The organism is Pseudomonas sp. PS01300 (assembly GCF_029960155.1).
Lineage (GTDB): Bacteria > Pseudomonadota > Gammaproteobacteria > Pseudomonadales > Pseudomonadaceae > Aquipseudomonas > Aquipseudomonas palmensis.
The window spans coordinates 16,795-36,848 of sequence record NZ_JASCPN010000055.1 but is presented as its reverse complement, the minus strand read 5'-3'; the positions used below and the strand labels follow the sequence as shown (position 1 = coordinate 36,848).

Here is a 20,054-nt window from a genome sequence, read left to right as displayed (position 1 = left end):
GGCCTTGCCGGCGAACAAAGCGCTGCGGTACCCGGTATTGCGCAGCGCCTGTTTCGCCGGCAAGGCCGGCTCCTGCAAGGGCGAGACCCCCGAGTTTGCGGGGGCTCTCCTGACCCAGGCCGGTAAGTGTTTGTTATCTCGGAAATTTCTTTTGGATTTTGTTGAAAATTTATTTGACAGGTCTTCAATCCGATCTTAATATGCGCCCCGTCCACAGCGATGAACGAAACGAAGCGCGAAGCACCCAGCCAAGCGATTCAGTTCAAAGCGACATTGTGGGGCTATAGCTCAGCTGGGAGAGCGCCTGCATGGCATGCAGGAGGTCAGCGGTTCGATCCCGCTTAGCTCCACCAAATTCCCTATCCGGAGTTGGTCATACAACTCAGGGTTCAACCGGGTTCCAGCAGCCGGGTTGTGTGGTAAGAAGGTTCGTCCCCTTCGTCTAGTGGCCTAGGACACCGCCCTTTCACGGCGGTAACAGGGGTTCGAGTCCCCTAGGGGACGCCAGTTTTACACAAGTGATGTTGCAAGACATCGCTGGGCCGCGAGGCTAGAAATCTGGGGCTATAGCTCAGCTGGGAGAGCGCCTGCATGGCATGCAGGAGGTCAGCGGTTCGATCCCGCTTAGCTCCACCAATTTTGCCAGGGTTCGTGAAAACGAGCCTGCACGAAGGTTACAAGTCCCCTTCGTCTAGTGGCCTAGGACACCGCCCTTTCACGGCGGTAACAGGGGTTCGAGTCCCCTAGGGGACGCCATTTTACCCGCTCTGCGGGATTTCAAGGCTCATTCGATTATTGAATGAGCCTTTTGTTTTTTCCCTCGAAAAAATCTCTTTCGCCCTTGGGCCGCAGGAGAAAGTGCTTGCCAATAAATATTATGAGCATAATATTGCTTCCATAATATTTGGAGGCCTGCCATGCACGACAAAAAAGCCCAGACCCGCCAGCGCATTTTGGATGCGGCGCGCAGTGCGCTGATCCTTAACGGCCCGGCCGACCCCAGTGTGCAGCAGGTGATGGGCGCTGCGGGGCTCACCGTGGGTGGGTTCTATGCGCATTTCGAGAACAAGGATGCGCTGATGCTCGAAGCCTTTTGCCAGTTGCTTGGCGAGCGCCGGGCCTTGCTGGCACAGGTCGACGCGTCGCTGGACGGGGAGGAGCGTCGTGCCCTGGTGGCGGCCTTCTACCTGTCGCGCAAACACCGCGATGCCGTCGACAGCGGCTGCCCGCTGCCCAGCTCTCTGGGCGAGATCAATCAGTTGCCGGCGACCTTTCGCGCGGTGCTGACCGAGCATATCGAGTTGATGATGGCCAACCTGGCCGACACCCCCGAAGACGCCGACAAAGTGCTGGCCGACCTGGCCCTGATGGTCGGCGGCCTGGCCCTGGCGCGAGCGCTGGGTACCAGCGAATTGTCCGACCGTGTGTTGCGTGCCGCCAAGTCCGCGGTGATCTGATCTGGAGCGACGTGATGAACAGCCTGAGCTGGATTCGTGGTATCAACGCCACTGTTGGACGCCTGGCACCCAATCGGGTGGCCGGGCAGATGCGCCAGGCCTTCATGAGCCCGCGCACCTTGCCGCCACGCGACTGGGAACTGCCGCTGCTGGCGCGTGCCGAGCGCATTACCCTGCGCTTTGGCCTGAGTGCGCTGCGCTGGGGGCAAGGCCCCACGGTGCTGCTGATGCACGGCTGGGAGGGGCGCCCCACCCAGTTCGCCCATCTGATCGAGGCCCTGGTGGCCGCCGGCTATTGTGCGGTGGCGCTCGAAGGGCCGGCCCACGGCCGCTCGCGTGGAAACAAGGCCAACGTGGTGTCGTTCGCCCACGCCTTGCTCGAGGCGGCCGGTGAGCTGGGCCCATTGCACGGGGTGATCGGCCATTCCATGGGCGGTGCCAGTACGCTGCTGGCCCTGCAGTGGGGGCTGCGTACCGAGGTGGCGGTGAGCATCGCCGCGCCGGCGCGCCTGCTCGAGGTGCTGCGCGGCATGGCGCGGCACCTGGGGTTGCCGGCGCGGGCGCGGGCAGCCTTCATTCGCCAGGTGGAGCGAGAGGTCGGGGTGCCGATCTCGCGCCTGGACGTGGCCGTCTACCAGCTGGAACTGCCCGGGTTCATCGTGCATGCCGAGGACGACCCGCTGGTCGCCGTCAGCGAGGCGCGGCTGATTCATCAGGCGTGGTTCGACAGCCAGCTGCTGCTGTTGCCCCGGGGCGGGCATATGCGTGTGCTGTCCGACCCGCAACTGGTCGACGGCGTGCTTGCGCTGCTGCAACGCAGTGCCCGGCCAGTGCGCCAATCGGCCTGAGCATCCGTTACACTCTGCCCGTTCACTACAGATCGGGAGCGGGCATGAGCTGGGATCGGGCAACGCCATTTACCATCGACCTGCAGGTCGGTGCCGAGGATATCGACGGCCTGGGGCACGCCAACAACGCGGTGTACGTCACCTGGCTCGAGCGCTGCGCCTGGCGTCATTCCCAGCGCCTGGGGCTGGACCTGGCCGAGTACCGGCGCCTGGACCGCGCCATGGCCGTGGTGCGTCACGAGATCGACTACCTGGCCAGCGCCTATGAGGACGACATCCTGCAGTTGGCCACCTGGATCGTCGACTGGGACCAGCGCCTGAAGATGACCCGTCACTTCCAGCTGGTGCGACCAAGCGACGGCACCACCTTGCTGCGGGCGCAGACCACCTTCGTGTGCATCGAGCTGTCCACCGGCAAGCCCAGGCGCATGCCGGCAGAATTCATCGAGGGCTACGGCGCCGCGATGGCCGGAGCCCGATAAGCCACGGTTTTTGCTAGACTGCCGGCCTTTTTCGCGCGAGACCCACGCCATGCAAATTGCCCTGGCCCCCATGGAGGGGCTGGTCGACAACATCCTTCGCGACGTACTGACCCAGGTGGGCGGCATCGACTGGTGTGTCACCGAGTTCATTCGCGTGTGCGACCGGTTGCTGCCGGCGCATGTGTACGAGAAGCTGGCCCCGGAGCTTGGCCGCGGTGCGCAAACCGCCGCCGGCGTGCCTTTGCGTGTGCAGTTGCTGGGCTCCGACCCGGCATGCCTGGCCGATAACGCGGTGCTGGCCTGCGAGCTGGGGGCCCCCGTCATCGACCTCAATTTCGGTTGCCCGGCCAAGACCGTGAACAAGTCCCGCGGCGGCGCGGTGCTGCTCAAGGAGCCCGAGCTGCTGCATGCCATCCTGCGCGAAGTGCGCCGAGCTGTGCCTGCGCATATCCCGGTCACCGCCAAGATGCGCCTGGGCTTCGACAGCCCGGACGGTGCGCTGGACTGCGCCCGCGCCCTGGCCGAAGGCGGTGCCGACCAGTTGGTGGTGCACGCACGCACCAAGGTCGACGGCTACAAGCCGCCGGCGCACTGGGAGTACGTGGCGCGGGTGCAGGAGGTGGTGAAGGTGCCGGTGTTCGCCAACGGCGAGGTGTGGACGCTGGAAGACTGGCGCCGCTGCCGCGAGGTCAGCGGCGTGGAGGACATCATGCTCGGTCGCGGCCTGGTGTCGCGCCCGGACCTGGCCCGGCAGATTGCCGCCGAGCGCCAGGGCATCGAGTTCGTGCCGCTGGACTGGCAGGCACTGCAACCGCTGCTGCAGGACTTCTGGGTGCAGGCCCGGGAACAGATGACCGAGCGTCAGGCACCGGGGCGACTGAAGCAGTGGGTGGCGATGCTGACCCGTACCTACCCCGAAGCCACGGCACTGTTTACCGAACTGCGTCGCGAGACCGACTGTGATCGCGTGGCGCGGCTGCTGGGTATTCCGGTCAGCGAGGCGGCCTGAAAAAATTTTTGTGGTCGATGCTTGAAATGTTAGGGCGGGTCCTTATCTAGGGAGTACGCGATGCCGAAGTCGGGTCGCGCAATCACCAACTCGCTGATATTTCAGGAGATGTACCATGACTACCGCATTTTCTCTGGCTCCACTGTTCCGTCAATCCGTTGGCTTCGATCGTTTCAACGACCTGTTCGAATCCGCGGCACGTAGCGAGTCGGGTAGCACCTACCCACCCTACAATGTTGAAAAACATGGCGAAGACCACTACCGAATCGTCGTTGCTGCAGCTGGCTTCCAGGAAGAGGACCTCGACCTGCAAGTGGAAAAAGGCGTTCTGACCGTCAGTGGCGGCAAGCGTGACAGCAGTGGTGAAAGCGTCACCTACCTGCACCAGGGCATCGCCCAGCGGGCCTTCAAGTTGTCCTTCCGCCTGGCTGACCACATCGAAGTGAAGTCGGCGGGCCTGGCCAACGGTCTGCTCAGTGTCGATCTGCTGCGTGTTGTGCCTGAAGAAGCCAAGGCCAAGCGCATCCCGATCAACGGCGAGAAACCTGCGCTGAACTGAGTGTGGGCTGAGTGAAAGAGGGCACCTTCGGGTGCCCTTTTTTGTGCCCGGTCCGCGGCTCTTCACTGCAGGAGCCAGCCTTGCTGACAACTGCCGTGCTGCGGTGTGTCAGTAGTCCGCCGGTGCCTGCAGCAGCATCGCCCTGAACTCGTTCAGCGGCAATGGCCGGCTGTGCAGGTACCCCTGGTACAGATGGCACCCCAGCCGCTCCAGAAACTCCAGTTGCTCCGACAGCTCCACCCCTTCGGCAATCACTGCCAGGTCCAGGCTTCTGGCCATGGCCACGATGGCCTTGACGATCTCTGCATCATTGGGGTCCAGCGGTGCATCGCGCACGAACGATTGGTCGATCTTCAGCGCATCCACCGGCAAGCGCTTGAGGTAGGTGAGCGACGAGTAGCCGGTGCCGAAGTCATCCATCGCAAAGCTCACCCCGAACGCCTTCAGCTCGCGCATCTTGCTGATGGTGTCCTCCAGGTTCTGGATCACGATGCCCTCGGTGATCTCCAGCTTGAGCATCTGGTAGGGCAGGCGGTAGTCGTCCAGGCTGCGCCGCACCCGCTCGACGAAATCGTTCTGGCGGAACTGGCGCGGGCTGATGTTCACGCACAGGCTGAAATCCATCGGATCGATCAGCCCGTCCTGCAGCATGCGCGAGCAGGCATCACAGGCTTCGTCGAGTATCCAGCTGCCCACCTCCAGGATCAGCCCGCTTTCCTCCAGCACCTGGATGAACTGGCTGGGCGGCTGCTGGCCCAACAGCGGATGGTGCCAGCGCAGCAGCACCTCGGCCCCGACGATGCGGTTGTCACGGGCATCCACCTGGGGCTGGAAGTGCAGCGCCAGTTCGCCCCTGGCCAGGGCCATGCGCAGGTCGCTCTCCATGCGCAGGCGTTCACTGGCGGCCTTCTGCATGGTGGTGTGGAACAGTTGCGTGGTGTTGCGACCCGAATCCTTGGCGCGGTACAGCGCAATGTCGGCGCGCTTGAGCAGGTCGGCCGGCGTGGTGCCGTGGTCGGGGATCAGCGCCACGCCGATGCTGGGGGTTACCTGCAGGCGCTGGCCGTCCAGCGACATCGGCTCGGCCAGCAGTTCGCGCAAGGTGTCGGCCAGTTGGCGAACCTTGTCGGTGACCTCTTCGCGGCTGCCTTCCAGGCCGCTCAGCAGCACCACGAACTCGTCACCCCCCAGGCGCGCCACGGTGTCCTCCAGGCGCACGCTGGCTTCAAGCCGGGCTGTGATGATCTTGAGCACCGTATCGCCCACCGGGTGGCCCAGCGAGTCGTTGATGTGCTTGAAGTGGTCGAGGTCGAGGAACAGCAGGGCGCCGCGCAGGTTCTGGCGTTTGAGCAGGGCGATCTGCTGGCTCAGGCGATCCATCAGCAGGGCGCGGTTGGGCAGGTTGGTCAGCGGGTCGTGGTAGGCCAGGTGACGGATCTGCGCCTGGGCATTCTTGAGCTGGCTGACGTCGCGGGCAGTCAGTAGCAGGCAGTCTGTCTCGTTGAGGGTGATCGGCTCCATCGACACCTCCACGGTGAGGATTTCGCCGCGTTTGTTGCGCCCCAGCATTTCGCGGTGGTGCACCCGCCCGCGCTCACGCATTTCACCGAACAGCAGGGTCTGCTGCTTGTCGTCGGCCCACAACCCGATCTGAGCCATGCTCTGGCCGATCACCTCGTCGGCGCTGTAGCCGGTGAGCCGGCAGAAGCCGTCGTTCACCTCCAGGTAGCAGCCACTGTCGCGCTCGGTGATGGTGATGGCGTCGGGGCTGGAGTGGAAGGCCTTGGCGAACTTCTCCTCACTGGCCTTGAGTGCGGCTTCGCCGCGTTGCTGCTGGGTGATGTCGCGCAGGGTGGTGACGCTGCAGGGCTGGTTGTCGACCTTGATCAGGCGGCTGGAAATCACACAGGTCAGGGGCTGGCCATCCTTGTGATTGACCACCACCGCGACATTGTTCAACGCCTGGTCGCGAATCACCTGCTCGATACGTCGTGCGCGGGCGGCCGATTCGGCCCACAGCCCCAGTTGTTCGGCGGTACGACCCAGTACCTGGTCGGCGCACCAGCCGAAGGTCTGGGTGAACGCCTGGTTGATCTCGATGAACTGGCCGGTGTCCTGGCGGGTGACGCAGATGGGGTCGGGGCTGACCTGGAACAGGCTGGCGAACTTTTCCTCCGAGCTGGTCAGGCGCTGTTCGCGTTCAACCTGTTCGGTGATGTCCAGCAGGGTGCCGGCCATGCGCAGCGGGTTGCCCTGGTCGTCACGGTACAGCCGTGCGCGGCTCTCCAGGTAGCGTGAGGCGCCGTTTTCCAGCTGGATGCGGTAGGTGATCTGGTAGTTGCCCGCCGGGCCTTCGCGCAGGCTGCGATAGGCCTGGCGCATGCCGCTGCGCTCAAGCTCGGGCACGCCTTCGAAAAACGCCTCGAACGACTCGTGGAACGGCACCGGCGCCAGGCCGTGCAGTTGTGCCGCGCGGGCCGAGCCGTACAGCATGCCGCTGGGGATGTGCCAGTCCCAGGTACCCAGCTGGGCAGAGTCCAGTGCCAGATCCAGGCGCTCCTGGCTGTCCTTGAGGGCTTGTTCGGCACGCTTGCGCTCGCTGGTGTCGACGAAGGTACTGAGCAGGTAGGTGACACCTTCGAGTTCGATGGCCTGGGTGCTGAGGATGCCATCGTGGACCTGCCCGCTGCTGGCGCGAAACTGCACTTCCAGGGTCACCGGGCCGTTGTTGCCGCTGGTGGCCTCCAGCACCTGGTCACGCTGCCTGGGGTTGGCCCACAGGCCCAGTTCCAGCGTGGTACGCCCGATCACCTGGGCGCCGGGCCAGCCAAGAATGTTCTCGAAGTGCTGGTTGACCTCATGGATCAGCCCGTCGGCGCGCCGGGTCAGCAGCACCACGTTCGGGCTCAGGTGAAAAAGCGTGGCAAAGCGCTTTTCGGAGTTGATCAGTGCGGTTTCGCGTTCGCGCTGGCGGGTGATCTCGCGCACCACCCCGATCATCTGCAGGCGCCCGTCGCGGTTGGTGGCCAGGCTGCCGTTCACTTCCAGCCAGTGCAGGCTGCCGTCCGGCCAGCGGATGCGATGGCGCAGGGCCTGGTCCACCGGCTCGCCGTTGAGCACTGCATGAAAGGCCTGGCGCATGCGCGCGCGGTCCTCTTCCGGCAGCAGGTCGAGGTAGTCGATGTCGTGGGTCAGCGGTTGATGCGGATCGAAGCCAAACAGTGCCTGGGTGCCTCGTGACCAGTTGATGCGCCCGCTGCCCACATCCCACACCCAGGCGCCAAGGTGCGCACCATTGAGCGCCGCGAGCAACTGCGGCGCACTCTCCCAGGCCTGTTCCAGCTCCTGGGGGTCTGCTGCGTGGATACGGGGAAGGCGCGCAAAACGATTGGCTGACTTGGGCATCGGTACCAGACCTTTGGCGGGTGATACGTCCTTGGTGGCGGGCCGCCCGGGGCAGGGGCGGGCTACGCCGGGCTTGCGTGACTGTCGAGCAGGGCCATGAAGGCTCTGGCCGCATTCGATAACGTTCGTTCCGTGTGCAGAATGTAGCCTAGCTGGCGCGACAGCTGTATGCCCGGCAAGTCGATGGATGCAACCTGCTCATCGAGCATTGTGCGCGGCAGCACACTCCAGGCCAGCCCGATCGACACCATCATCTTGATGGTTTCCAGGTAGTTGGTGCTCATGGCGATGTTGGGGACCAGGCCCTGGGCCTCGAACAGACGCTGCACAATATGGTGTGTGAAAGTGTTGCCGCCGGGGAACACGGCCGGGTGGTGGGCAATGTCCGCCAGGCCCACCGCGCCCTTGCAGGCCAGCGGGTGCTCGGGGGCGACCACGAAATCCAGCGGGTCGTCCCATACCGGCACCGCGCGCACCAGGCTGTGGGGCTCGGGGGCGAGGGTGATCACGGCGATTTCGGCGCGCCCGTGCAGAATTTCCTCGTAGGCCACTTCCGAGTCCAGAAACTGGATGTCCAGAGCCACAGCCGGGTACTGACGGGTAAACGCCCGCAACAGCGGCGGCAGGCGGTGCAGGCCGATGTGATGGCTGGTGGCCAGGGTCAGTCGACCGCTGACCTCGCCGGTGAGGTTGGTCAGGGCCCGCCGGGTGTCGTCCAGCACGTTGAGGATCTGGTAGGCGCGCGGCAGCAGGGCACGGCCGGCTTCGGTCAGGCTCACCTCGCGGCCAAGGCGGTCGAACAGGCGCACATCCAGCTGCTGCTCCAGCCCGGCAATGCGCTTGCTGATGGCCGGCTGGGTCAGGTGCAGGCGCTCGCCGGCACCGGAAAAGCTCCCGGTTTCAGCGATGGCGATGAAGGCACTAAGGTTGGCCAGGTCCACGGAATGAGTTCCTCGGGTTTGGATTCCTGAAAGTTATCCAAAGCATAAAAAATATGAATTTGAGTTATTCAATCTAACCCCATAGCATCGTCCGTACAAGCCAAGGGGTTATTGGCATAGAAAGACTGATGAGGAAAGTCTGATGGCTGGCAAAACGCTCTACGACAAGCTCTGGGATTCGCACTTGGTCAAGCAGCGCGACGACGGTTCGGCGCTGATCTATATCGACCGTCACATCATTCACGAAGTGACGTCGCCGCAGGCCTTCGAGGGGCTGCGCCTGGCCAACCGCAAACCTTGGCGTATCGATGCCAACATCGCCACCCCCGACCACAACGTGCCCACCACGCCAGAGCGCAAGGGCGGCATCGAGGCCATCGCCGACCAGGTGTCGCGCCTGCAGGTGCAGACCCTCGACGAAAACTGTGACGAATACGGCATCACCGAATTCAAGATGAACGATGTGCGCCAGGGCATCGTCCACGTCATCGGCCCGGAGCAGGGTGCCACCTTGCCCGGCATGACCGTGGTCTGCGGCGACTCGCATACCTCCACCCACGGCGCGTTCGGCGCCCTGGCCCACGGCATCGGCACCTCCGAGGTCGAGCACGTGCTCGCTACCCAGTGCCTGGTGGCCAAGAAGATGAAGAACATGATGGTGCGCGTCGAAGGGCAATTGCCGTTCGGCGTCACTGCCAAGGACATCGTGCTGGCCGTGATCGGCAAGATCGGGACCGCCGGCGGCAACGGGCATGCCATCGAGTTTGCCGGCAGCGCCATTCGCGAGTTGTCGGTCGAAGGCCGCATGACCATCTGCAACATGTCCATCGAGGCCGGTGCGCGGGTGGGCCTGGTGGCCACCGACGAGAAGACCGTTGCCTACGTCAAGGGTCGTCCGTATGCGCCCAAGGGCGAGCAGTGGGACCTGGCCGTCGAAGCCTGGAAAGACCTGGTGTCCGACAGCGACGCGGTGTTCGACACCGTGGTCGAGCTGGACGCGGCGCAGATCAAGCCGCAGGTCAGCTGGGGCACCTCGCCCGAGATGGTGCTGGCGGTCGACCAGCGCGTGCCGGACCCGGCGGCCGAGGCCGACCTGGTCAAGCGCGGTTCCATCGAACGCGCGCTCAAGTACATGGGCCTGAACGCCAACCAGGCGATCACCGACATTCAGCTCGACCGCGTGTTCATCGGTTCGTGCACCAACTCGCGCATCGAAGACCTGCGCGCCGCGGCCGTGATCGCCAAGGGCCGCAAGGTGGCCTCGACCATCAAGCAGGCCATCGTGGTGCCGGGCTCGGGCCTGGTCAAGGCGCAGGCCGAGCAGGAAGGCCTGGACAAGATCTTCCTCGAGGCCGGTTTCGAATGGCGTGAGCCGGGCTGCTCGATGTGTCTGGCGATGAACCCGGACCGCCTCGAAAGTGGCGAGCATTGCGCCTCCACCTCCAACCGCAACTTCGAGGGGCGCCAGGGCGCCGGTGGGCGTACCCACCTGGTGAGCCCGGCAATGGCGGCGGCTGCCGCAGTAACCGGTCGTTTTGTCGATGTACGCGAGTTGATCCAAGGGAGCGCAGCATGAAAGCCTTTACCCAGCACACCGGCCTGGTCGCCCCGTTGGACCGTGCCAACGTCGACACCGACCAGATCATCCCCAAGCAGTTCTTGAAGTCGATCAAGCGCACCGGGTTCGGCCCGAACCTGTTCGACGAATGGCGTTACCTGGACGTGGGTCAGCCCTACCAGGACAACAGCAAGCGCCCGCTGAACCAGGATTTCGTGCTCAACCATGCGCGTTACCAGGGGGCCAGCGTGTTGCTGGCGCGGGAGAACTTCGGTTGCGGTTCGAGCCGCGAGCATGCGCCTTGGGCGCTGGAAGAGTACGGCTTTCGCAGCATCATTGCGCCCAGCTACGCCGACATCTTCTTCAACAACAGCTTCAAGAACGGCTTGCTGCCGATCATCCTCGGCGACGAGGAAGTCGACGAGCTGTTCAAGCAGGTTGAGGCGGACCCGGGCTACCAGCTGACCATCGACCTGCAGGCGCAGACCGTGACGCGGCCGGACGGCAAGGTGCTCCACTTCGAGATCGACGCGTTCCGCAAGCATTGCCTGCTCAACGGCCTGGATGACATCGGCCTGACCTTGCAGGATGGCGATGCGATTGCAGCGTTTGAAGCCAGGCACCGTGCTAGCCAGCCCTGGTTGTTTCGCGACGCCTGAATGATGCAGTGATGTGCCGGCCAAGCCGCCCCAGGAGATCCATGATGACCCGCAGCACCGCCCACACCGAAGTCGTCCAGCGCCAGTTCGGCGAACAAGCCTCTGCCTACCTGAGCAGCGCCGTGCATGCCCAGGGTAGCGAATTCGCCCTGCTGCAGGCCGAGCTTGCCGGGCACGCCGACGCCCGCCTGCTGGACCTTGGCTGCGGTGCCGGTCACGTGAGCTTCCATGTCGCCCCGCTGGTGGCCGAAGTGGTCGCCTATGACCTGTCGCAGCAGATGCTCGACGTGGTCGGCGCCGCCGCCATCGAGCGCGGCTTGAACAACATCGTCACCGAGCGTGGCGCCGCCGAGCGCCTGCCGTTCGCCGACGCCTCGTTCGATTTCGTCTTCAGCCGCTACTCGGCGCACCACTGGAGCGACCTGGGCCTGGCCCTGCGCGAGGTGCGCCGGGTGCTCAAGCCCGGCGGCGTGGCGGCGTTCGTCGACGTCATGTCGCCGGGCAGCCCGCTGCTCGACACCTACCTGCAAAGCGTCGAAGTACTGCGCGACACCAGCCACGTGCGCGATTATTCTGCCGGCGAGTGGCTGCAACAGGTCAGCGAAGCCGGCCTGTGCACCCGCAGCCACACGCGCCAGCGCCTGCGCCTGGAATACACCTCGTGGGTGGAGCGCATGCGCACCCCCGAGCCGATGCGTGCGGCGATTCGCCAGTTGCAGCAGGCGATGGGCGACGAAGTTCGCCAGCATTACCAGATAGAAGCCGATGGCTCCTTCAGCACCGACGTGATCGTGCTCTGGGCCCAACGCTGAGTTTTCCCCGGTACGCCAGTGCGGCGCACCGCTTGAATTGAATGATGAGGAACCCATGAGCAAGCAGATTCTGATTCTCCCAGGTGATGGCATTGGCCCGGAAATCATGGCCGAGGCGGTCAAGGTGCTGGAACTGGCCAACGACAAGTTCCAGCTCGGCTTCAGCCTGGCGCACGATGTGATCGGTGGCGCGGCCATCGACAAGCACGGCGTGCCGCTGGCCGACGAGACCCTGAAACGTGCGCGCCAGGCCGACGCCGTGCTGCTGGGCGCGGTGGGCGGGCCGAAGTGGGACAAGATCGAGCGTGATATCCGCCCTGAGCGCGGCCTGCTGAAAATCCGTTCGCAACTGGGCCTGTTCGCCAACCTGCGTCCGGCCATTCTCTACCCGCAGCTGGCCGATGCGTCCTCGCTCAAGCCAGAAATCGTCGCCGGCCTGGATATCCTGATCGTGCGCGAGCTGACCGGCGGCATCTACTTCGGTGCGCCGCGCGGCACCCGCGAACTGGAAGGCGGCGAGCGCCAGGCCTACGACACCCTGCCGTACAGCGAGAGCGAAATCCGCCGCATCGCCCGTGTCGGTTTCGACATGGCCCGCGTGCGCGGCAAGAAACTGTGCTCGGTGGACAAGGCCAACGTGCTCGCCTCCAGCCAGCTGTGGCGTGAAATCGTCGAGGACGTGGCCAAGGACTACGCGGATGTCGAGCTCAGCCACATGTACGTCGACAACGCCGCCATGCAACTGGTGCGCGCGCCCAAGCAGTTCGACGTGATGGTCACCGACAACATGTTCGGCGACATCCTGTCGGATGAGGCTTCCATGCTCACCGGTTCCATCGGCATGCTGCCGTCGGCGTCACTGGATGCCAACAACAAGGGCATGTACGAGCCGTGCCACGGTTCGGCCCCGGACATCGCCGGGCAAGGCATCGCCAACCCGCTGGCGACCATCCTGTCGGTATCGATGATGCTGCGTTACAGCTTCAACCAGCAGGCGGCGGCCGAGGCCATCGAACAGGCCGTGAGCCTGGTGCTGGATCAGGGCCTGCGCACCGGCGACATCTGGTCGGCGGGCTGCAGCAAGGTAGGTACGCAGGAAATGGGCGACGCAGTAGTCGCAGCGCTGCGGAATCTGTAATCTCTCGGGCCCGCCGCTGGTTTCTTCCAGGCGGCGGCCCACTTTTAGCGAAGGTGTAGTTGCGATGAAACGTGTAGGTCTGATCGGTTGGCGCGGTATGGTCGGTTCCGTGCTCATGCAGCGGATGCTCGAAGAGCAGGATTTCGATCTGATCGAGCCGGTGTTCTTCACTACCTCCAATGTCGGGGGCCAGGGGCCATCCGTGGGCAAGGACATTGCTCCGCTCAAGGATGCGTACAGCATTGAAGAGCTCAAGACCCTCGATGTGATCCTGACCTGCCAGGGTGGCGACTACACCAACGAGGTGTTCCCCAAGCTGCGCGAAGCCGGCTGGCAGGGTTACTGGATCGATGCCGCTTCCAGCCTGCGCATGCAGGATGACGCGGTCATCGTGCTGGACCCGGTCAACCGCAAGGTCATCGACCAGCAGCTGGACGCCGGCACCAAGAACTACATCGGTGGCAACTGCACCGTCAGCCTGATGCTGATGGGCCTGGGCGGCCTGTTCGAAGCCGGCCTGGTCGAATGGATGAGCGCCATGACCTACCAGGCGGCCTCCGGCGCCGGCGCGCAGAACATGCGCGAGCTGATCAAGCAGATGGGCGCTACCCATGCGGCGGTTGCCGATGACCTGGCCAACCCGGCGGCGGCCATCCTCGACATCGACCGCAAGGTTGCCGAGGCCATGCGCAGCGACGCCTACCCGACCGAGAACTTCGGCGTGCCGCTGGCCGGCAGCCTGATCCCGTGGATCGACAAGGAACTGCCCAACGGGCAGAGCCGTGAAGAGTGGAAGGCCCAGGCCGAGACCAACAAGATCCTGGGTCGTTTCAAGAACCCGATCCCGGTCGACGGCATCTGCGTGCGCATCGGCGCCATGCGTTGCCACAGCCAGGCGCTGACCATCAAGCTGAACAAGGACGTGCCGATCGCCGACATCGAAGGCATGATCAGCCAGCACAACCCCTGGGTGAAGCTGGTGCCGAACCAGCGCGAGATCAGCATGCAGGAGCTGAGCCCTACCAACGTCACTGGCACGCTGAACATCCCGGTAGGGCGTCTGCGCAAGCTGAACATGGGGTCGCAGTACCTGGGCGCCTTCACCGTGGGCGACCAGCTGCTGTGGGGCGCGGCCGAGCCGCTGCGTCGCATGCTGCGGATCCTGCTGGAGCGTTGATCGCTGCTGCGCGGTAGAACAGGCCCCCTCGTCTTGCGACGCAGGGGGCTTTTTTGTGGTGGCCTGATGCCTTTGCCGGCACCGGGTGGTCTCGCTGCGGCAATCCGAGTAAAGTGCCGCTCCCCCCGTTCTGCCAGAGGCACTGTCCATGACTCAGACCTACGATATCGCCGTGATCGGCGCCACCGGCACCGTCGGCGAGACCCTGGTGCAAATCCTCGAGGAGCGCGATTTTCCCCTGGGCACCCTGCACCTGCTGGCCAGCAACGAGTCGGCGGGCAGCTCGGTGAACTACCGTGGCAAGAACCTGCGCGTGCGCGAAGTCGATGCCTTCGACTTCAGCCAGGTCAAGCTGGCGTTCTTCGCCGCAGGCCCTGCGGTTACCCGCAGTTTCGCCGCCAAGGCGCGTGCCGCCGGGTGTGCGGTGATCGATCTGTCCGGCGCGCTGTCGGCCGAACAGGTGGCAGCAGTGGTGCCCGAGGCCAATCCACAGGCCATCGACAGTCAGAGCCTGCCCGTGCAACTGGTCAGCCCGAGCGCTGCCGCGGTTGCCCTGGCGGTGGTGCTGGCCCCGCTCAAGCACCTGCTGGAACTGGAACGGGTCAACGTGACGGCGTGCATGGCGGTGTCGGCACAGGGCCGCGAGGCGGTGGGCGAACTGGCCCGGCAAACTGCCGAGTTGCTCAATGCGCGTCCGCTGGAGCCGCGCTTCTTCGATCGCCAGGTGGCGTTCAACCTGCTGGCCCAGGTGGGTACCAGCGACAGCGAGGGCCATGGCGCGCTGGAACGTCGCCTGGTGAGTGAGCTGCGCGAGTTGCTTGGCCTGCCTTCGCTGAAGATTTCCGTGACCTGTGTTCAAGTCCCGGTGTTTTTCGGCGATAGCTACACTGTGGCCGTGCACAGTCGCAAGGCGGTCGATCTGGCGGCGGTGAACGCCGTGCTGGAGCACGCCGACAGTGTCGAACTGGTGGAGGCGGGTGACTACCCGACCCCGGTCGGCGATGCGGTGGCCCAGGATGTGGTGTATGTCGGGCGGGTGCGTGGCGGTGTCGACGAAGCCGAACAGCTCAATCTCTGGCTGACCACCGACAACGTGCGCAAAGGCGCGGCGTTGAACGCCGTACAGCTGGCGGAGTTGTTGATAAAACACCTTGCGTAAAAGATACTTGGCGACGATTTGCACATTGTTTCTGAAATACTGGAAGTGAGCGGCCGTCACGCGCTTGCGGGGCACCTTGCCAACATGATCCGGTGGTCATGCCAGTCAAATGCCTCACGGCGGTTTTTCACTTTCTTCTCGGTAGCCGGGGAAGGTTCATACAAAGGATGAGGTCATGCTTCGAATTCGCAAACTGGTGTTAGCAATAGCCGCGGCATCGGCGCTGTCCTCCGGTATGGCGCATGCGCTGGGGCTGGGCGAGCTGACCCTCAAGTCGGGGCAGAACCAGCCGCTGGATGCCGAGATCGAATTGCTCGATGTGCGTGACCTCACTCCCGCCGAAGTGGTGCCCAGCCTGGCGCCGGCCGAAGAGTTCAGCAAGGCCGGGGTCGAACGCCAGGCGTACCTCAACGACCTGACCTTCACCCCGGTGATCAACCCCAGTGGCAAGAGCGTGCTGCGGGTGACCTCCAGCCAGCCGCTGCCGGCCCCTATGGTCAAGTTCCTGGTGCAGGTGATGTGGCCCCAGGGCCGCCTGCTGCGCGACTACAGCGTACTGATCGACGCCTCCAAATTCTCTCCCGAAGCGGCCCAGGCGGCTTCGGGCGTCACCCCTGCGGTGACCGCGCCCGCCCGCCACACCACCGTGCGTCGCGACACCTTGTGGCAGATTGCCGCCAAGGCGCGCCAGGGTGGATCGGTGCAGCAGACCATGCTGGCGATCCAGGCGCTCAACCCCGATGCCTTCTACAACGGCAACATCAACCAGCTCAAGGTTGGCCAGGTACTGCGCCTGCCCGACCAGCAGCAGATCGCCGCCATCCCCCAGGGCCAGGCCGTCAAGGAAGTGGCCGAGCAGTATGCGGCCTGGCGTGAGGGGCGCCGTCTGGGCCCGCGTGCGCGCCAGCTCGACGCCACCCGGCGTGACGCGGCCGGCGCCGCCCCGGCGCGTATCGCCCAGCAGGACAACCTCAAGCTGGTGGCACCCGGCGGCAAAGGTGCGGCTGGCGACAGCAAGGCCCTGGCCGACAAGCTGGCGATGGCCGAAGAGAGCCTCGACACCACCCGGCGTGACAACGCCGAGCTGAAAAGCCGTGTGGCGGATCTGCAGAGCCAGCTGGACAAGCTGCAGCGCCTGATCGAACTGAAGAACGACCAGCTGGCGCGCCTGGAAGCCCAGAGCGCCGCGCCGGCGAGCGTGCCTGCGCCCGAGCAGCCGGCGATCGATGCCCAGTTGCAGCAGGCGGTACCGAGCGAAGCGGTGGTGTCCCCGGCGCCGGCTGCCGTGGATACCGCGCCGGTGGCCGAAACGCCGCCGGCTGCCGTTACCCCGAGCGATTCGGACAAGATGCTCGACGACCTGCTGGGCAACAGCTGGCTGCTGGCGCTGATCGCAGGTTCAGCCTTGCTGGTGCTGTTGTTGCTTCTGCTGCTGTTGGCGCGCAAGCGTCGTGCCCAGCAGGAGGCTGAAAAGCACATGCGTATGGCGCGAGCCCTGGCCGAGGAAAGCGACCTGGGCCTGGGGCCGGACATGGACCTGCCGCAAAGCAGTTTCGAGGGCCTGGAGGTCTCCGCGCCGAGCGTGACCCTGGCGCCGGGTGTGGTGGCGGCCTCCGCTGCAGCGGCTGCGGCTGCCGAGGTAGCACCCGCCTACGACAGGCTGGACCCGGAGTCCGAGCTGGAACTGGAGCCGGAATTCGAACCCAAGCCGGCCCCCGTGGTCGAGCCCGCGCCCGAGCCGGTAGAGGTTCCGTCTCCGGCCCCGGCTGCGGTGGTGGCACCGGCCGTCATCGCGGCTGCCGTGCAGGCACCGGCCGAGGACGCCCCCGCGCCAAATGATGATGCCCTGCTGGCGGAAGTCGACCTGAGCATTGCCCGTGGTCGTCTGAACCATGCCGCCGAGCTGCTGGAGCCTGCGGTGGAGCAGGCCCCCGAGCGCGCCGACCTGCGCCTGAAGCTGATGGAAGTCTATGCCCGCCAGGGCGACCGTGACGCCTTTGTCGGCCACGAGCGCCAACTGGTTGCCAATGGTCAGAACCACGCCGATGTCGAGTCGCTCAAGCAGCGTTACCCGGCCATGCTCGGCGTGGCCGCTGCGGGCGTCAGCGCTGCGGCCCTGGCCGCCGAGCTGGATGCCCAGTATGTGCAGGACCTGCTGCAGGACGACCCGCAGCCCGAGCCGGAAATCGAGTTGCCGGGCGAAGACGACCTGGACAGCGCCTTCGACCTGAGCCTGGATGACCTGGAGGGGTTGGAAGGCCTTGAAGACCTCGAAGGTCTCGAGGGCCTGGCAGACCTGCAGATCGATGATCCTCAGGCCCCGCAGGCCATGCCGCCTGCCGATATCGCGGCGCTCGACGACCTCGATTTCGATACCCTGCTGCAAGAGCAGACCCAGGCCCAGGCCCAGGCCGAGACGCCAGCGCCGCACGTGCCCGACGTGCAGGAGCAGGCAGTGACTGAAGTGCCGGCCGAGACACCCGCCGAGGTGCCTGCCGAGCCGATGCCCGAACCTGCACCGGTCGAGCCTGAGCCAATCCTGGATGACCTGTCCGACTTCGACCTCGACATGGGCGCCGACCTTGCGCCACCGGCGCCTGAAGCTGCACCCGCCGCTACGCCTGAAGCGCCACTGGATATCGAGGCCCAGTTGGCCGCGTTCGATGACTCACTGGGGCTGGACGACAGCTTCCCGGACCTGGCCGATGATTTCGACCTGTCCCTGGCCGACGAGCCGGACCCGCTGGATGCCAGCTTTGCCGCCGAGCTGGACGACGTCAACGCCGAGCTCGACAAGCTCTCGCAGAACCTCGAGCAGCCTTCCATCGCGCCGCACTTCACCGCCGAAGATGCCTCCGACCTGATGCTCGACGAGCCGGAGTTCGACTACCTCTCCGGTACCGACGAAGCCGCCACCAAGCTCGATCTGGCACGTGCCTACATCGACATGGGCGACAACGACGGCGCCCGCGAGATACTCGATGAAGTGATGAAGGAAGGTACCGAGACCCAGCGCAAGGAAGCCATCGAACTGCGTTCGCAGATGAGCTGAACGCCCACCTGAAAGGCCAACGGCAGCCCTCGTGGCTGCCGTTGTCGTTATAATCCGCGCCATTGCGTAAACCGACAGGCTGTATCCCCTTGGAAATCATCGATAACGCCGCAGCCGAAATGGCCGCCGAAGGCTTTTTCAGAATCGCGCTGGGCGTGGAATACAAAGGCACCCGCTACCGTGGCTGGCAACGCCAGGCCAGTGGCGTGCCGAGCGTGCAGCAGACCCTCGAGGAGGCGCTGTCGAAGGTCGCCGACTCGCCAGTGTCGCTGCAGTGCGCCGGGCGTACCGATGCCGGCGTGCATGCCAGCGGCCAGGTGGTGCATTTCGACACGCGGGCGGTGCGCAGCATGAAGGCCTGGACCATGGGCGCCAACATCAACCTGCCGCATGACGTCAGCGTGTCGTGGGCCAGGCAGATGCCGGCGCACTTTCACGCGCGCTTCAAGGCCATTGCCCGGCGCTACCGCTACGTGATCTACAACGACCAGATCCGCCCGGCGCACCTGGGCGACCAGGTTACCTGGAATCACCGCCCACTCGATGCCGAGCGCATGGCCGAAGCCGCAGCCTACCTGGTGGGCACCCATGACTTCAGCGCCTACCGCGCCGGCCAGTGCCAGGCCAAGTCGCCGATCAAGCAGATCCATCACCTGCGGGTGAGCCGGCATGGGCGCATGATCGTGCTGGATATCCGTGCCAGCGCCTTCCTGCACCACATGGTGCGCAACATTGCCGGCGTGCTGATGACCATCGGCGCCGGCGAGCGTCCGCCCGAGTGGGCCAGGGAAGTGCTCGAAAGCCGCGTGCGTCGTACCGGCGGGGTGACCGCGCACCCGTTCGGGCTGTACCTGGTGCAGGTGGAATACCATGACGAGTTCGAACTGCCCGAGCGTTTCATCGGGCCACATTTCCTTACGGGTTACGAGTCGTTGACGGCTGACGGCCCGCAAGGCATTTGCTAACATCCGGAGCTTTCCGGTTCAGCTGAGGTTCACAGGCCATGTCCGCCGTTCGCAGCAAGATCTGCGGGATTACCCGCATCGAGGATGCGCTGGCCGCGGCCGAGGCGGGCGCCGACGCCATCGGGCTGGTGTTCTACGCCAGAAGTCCGCGGGCGGTGAACGTGCAGCAGGCGCGGGCGATCATCGCTGCACTGCCGCCCTTCGTCACCACCGTGGGCCTGTTCGTCAACGCCAGCCGCTGTGAGCTCAACGAGATCCTCGACGCCGTGCCGCTGGACCTGCTGCAGTTTCATGGCGACGAAACCCCGGCCGACTGCGACGGCTACCACCGTCCCTGGATCAAGGCTCTGCGGGTTCGTCCCGGGGATGACCTGGAGGCCGGCTGCCAGCAGTACGCCAAGGCCAGCGGCATCCTCCTCGACACTTTCGTGGCCGGCGTTCCGGGCGGAACCGGCGAGGCGTTCGACTGGTCCCTGATACCCGAGCACCTGAGCAAGCCGATCATCCTGGCTGGCGGCCTCTCGGCCGACAATGTCGGGGCGGCCATCGCCCAGGTGCGTCCTTATGCAGTGGACGTCAGTGGTGGGGTGGAGCAGGCCAAGGGCATCAAGGACCCGGCCCGCATCGAGGCGTTCATGCGCGCGGTGCGCCAGGCGTGAGGGGCGGGCGAATGCTCGATGTGACGGCTGGCGGTGCGCCATCGTCCATAGCTTTCGCAGCCCGTTGCTGCCGGATCGCGCCCACGGGCCGATCGAAATTACCGGGTGGCGCCACCGGCGTCGCCTTTACAGGTTGACGATGAAGCTGGGGCAGGGTGGTACCGCGCTGAACGC

General features: G+C 65.0%; 17 protein-coding genes and 4 tRNA genes. 19 read left to right on the top strand and 2 right to left on the bottom strand.

The features are described 5' to 3' along the window. The 10 genes from QMX96_RS21335 to QMX96_RS21290 all read left to right on the top strand — a co-directional run. On the top strand, window positions 1–199 hold a 199-nt coding region (locus QMX96_RS21335), incomplete at its 5' end, for a hypothetical protein (protein WP_282362349.1). A 78-nt stretch (window positions 200–277) separates the two neighbouring features. Beyond that, window positions 278–353 (top strand) — tRNA-Ala (locus QMX96_RS21330). A 78-nt stretch (window positions 354–431) separates the two neighbouring features. Continuing rightward, window positions 432–507, top strand: a tRNA-Glu gene (locus tag QMX96_RS21325). Window positions 508–560: 53 nt separating this feature from the next. Further along, a tRNA-Ala gene (locus QMX96_RS21320) sits at window positions 561–636 on the top strand. Between the two features lie 44 nt (window positions 637–680). After that, a tRNA-Glu gene (locus tag QMX96_RS21315) sits at window positions 681–756 on the top strand. A gap of 161 nt (window positions 757–917) precedes the next feature. Next, window positions 918–1,457 (top strand): TetR/AcrR family transcriptional regulator, encoded by a 540-nt coding sequence (locus QMX96_RS21310; protein WP_282362348.1) that lies wholly within the window; start codon window positions 918–920, stop codon window positions 1,455–1,457. Window positions 1,458–1,471: 14 nt separating this feature from the next. Further along, window positions 1,472–2,305 (top strand): alpha/beta fold hydrolase, encoded by an 834-nt coding sequence (locus QMX96_RS21305; protein WP_282362347.1) that lies wholly within the window; start codon window positions 1,472–1,474, stop codon window positions 2,303–2,305. A gap of 44 nt (window positions 2,306–2,349) precedes the next feature. Next, window positions 2,350–2,787, top strand: a complete 438-nt coding sequence (locus tag QMX96_RS21300; RefSeq protein ID WP_043862859.1) for a thioesterase family protein — start codon at window positions 2,350–2,352, stop codon at window positions 2,785–2,787. Window positions 2,788–2,836: 49 nt separating this feature from the next. Then, window positions 2,837–3,796: a tRNA-dihydrouridine synthase family protein gene (locus QMX96_RS21295; protein WP_054916655.1), complete on the top strand. Its 960-nt coding sequence runs from the start codon at window positions 2,837–2,839 to the stop codon at window positions 3,794–3,796. A 115-nt stretch (window positions 3,797–3,911) separates the two neighbouring features. After that, entirely contained in the window at window positions 3,912–4,355 is a 444-nt protein-coding gene (locus QMX96_RS21290) for an Hsp20 family protein (protein WP_043862857.1), read from the top strand. A gap of 108 nt (window positions 4,356–4,463) precedes the next feature. On the opposite strand, the gene QMX96_RS21285 is transcribed toward QMX96_RS21290, so the two are convergent. Both QMX96_RS21285 and QMX96_RS21280 read right to left on the bottom strand, forming a co-directional pair. Further along, window positions 4,464–7,760 carry an EAL domain-containing protein gene (locus QMX96_RS21285; protein WP_043862856.1) on the bottom strand — a complete coding sequence of 1,099 codons (3,297 nt, stop codon included), beginning with the start codon at window positions 7,758–7,760 and terminating at the stop codon, window positions 4,464–4,466. A 62-nt stretch (window positions 7,761–7,822) separates the two neighbouring features. Then, window positions 7,823–8,701, bottom strand: a complete 879-nt coding sequence (locus tag QMX96_RS21280) for a LysR family transcriptional regulator (protein ID WP_043862855.1) — start codon at window positions 8,699–8,701, stop codon at window positions 7,823–7,825. A 142-nt stretch (window positions 8,702–8,843) separates the two neighbouring features. On the opposite strand from QMX96_RS21280, the gene leuC reads away from it, so the two are divergent. The 9 genes from leuC (at window position 8,844) to QMX96_RS21235 (ending at window position 19,880) form a co-directional block, all read left to right on the top strand. Further along, the gene (leuC, locus tag QMX96_RS21275) at window positions 8,844–10,277 is read left to right on the top strand and encodes a 3-isopropylmalate dehydratase large subunit (protein ID WP_282362345.1); all 1,434 of its coding nucleotides are present in this window, start codon (window positions 8,844–8,846) and stop codon (window positions 10,275–10,277) included. Beyond that, window positions 10,274–10,918: a 3-isopropylmalate dehydratase small subunit gene (leuD, locus tag QMX96_RS21270; RefSeq protein WP_043862853.1), complete on the top strand. Its 645-nt coding sequence runs from the start codon at window positions 10,274–10,276 to the stop codon at window positions 10,916–10,918. The genes leuC and leuD overlap by 4 nt, the downstream gene beginning before the upstream one ends. Before the next feature lie 44 nt (window positions 10,919–10,962). After that, on the top strand, window positions 10,963–11,730 hold the full coding sequence (locus tag QMX96_RS21265) for a class I SAM-dependent methyltransferase (RefSeq protein WP_043862852.1): 768 nt from the start codon (window positions 10,963–10,965) through the stop codon (window positions 11,728–11,730). Window positions 11,731–11,785: 55 nt separating this feature from the next. Further along, a complete protein-coding gene (gene leuB, locus QMX96_RS21260; RefSeq protein ID WP_282362344.1) occupies window positions 11,786–12,868 on the top strand; it encodes a 3-isopropylmalate dehydrogenase in 1,083 nt (360 codons plus the stop codon). A gap of 64 nt (window positions 12,869–12,932) precedes the next feature. After that, on the top strand, window positions 12,933–14,045 hold the full coding sequence (asd, locus tag QMX96_RS21255) for an aspartate-semialdehyde dehydrogenase (protein ID WP_043862850.1): 1,113 nt from the start codon (window positions 12,933–12,935) through the stop codon (window positions 14,043–14,045). A 148-nt stretch (window positions 14,046–14,193) separates the two neighbouring features. Beyond that, a complete protein-coding gene (locus QMX96_RS21250) occupies window positions 14,194–15,204 on the top strand; it encodes an aspartate-semialdehyde dehydrogenase (RefSeq protein ID WP_043862849.1) in 1,011 nt (336 codons plus the stop codon). Between the two features lie 175 nt (window positions 15,205–15,379). After that, the gene (locus QMX96_RS21245) at window positions 15,380–18,256 is read left to right on the top strand and encodes a FimV/HubP family polar landmark protein (protein WP_282362343.1); all 2,877 of its coding nucleotides are present in this window, start codon (window positions 15,380–15,382) and stop codon (window positions 18,254–18,256) included. Between the two features lie 119 nt (window positions 18,257–18,375). Continuing rightward, the gene (gene truA, locus QMX96_RS21240; protein ID WP_282362350.1) at window positions 18,376–19,221 is read left to right on the top strand and encodes a tRNA pseudouridine(38-40) synthase TruA; all 846 of its coding nucleotides are present in this window, start codon (window positions 18,376–18,378) and stop codon (window positions 19,219–19,221) included. A 38-nt stretch (window positions 19,222–19,259) separates the two neighbouring features. Next, window positions 19,260–19,880: a phosphoribosylanthranilate isomerase gene (locus tag QMX96_RS21235; protein ID WP_054916652.1), complete on the top strand. Its 621-nt coding sequence runs from the start codon at window positions 19,260–19,262 to the stop codon at window positions 19,878–19,880. The last annotated feature ends 174 nt before the right edge of the window (window positions 19,881–20,054 follow it).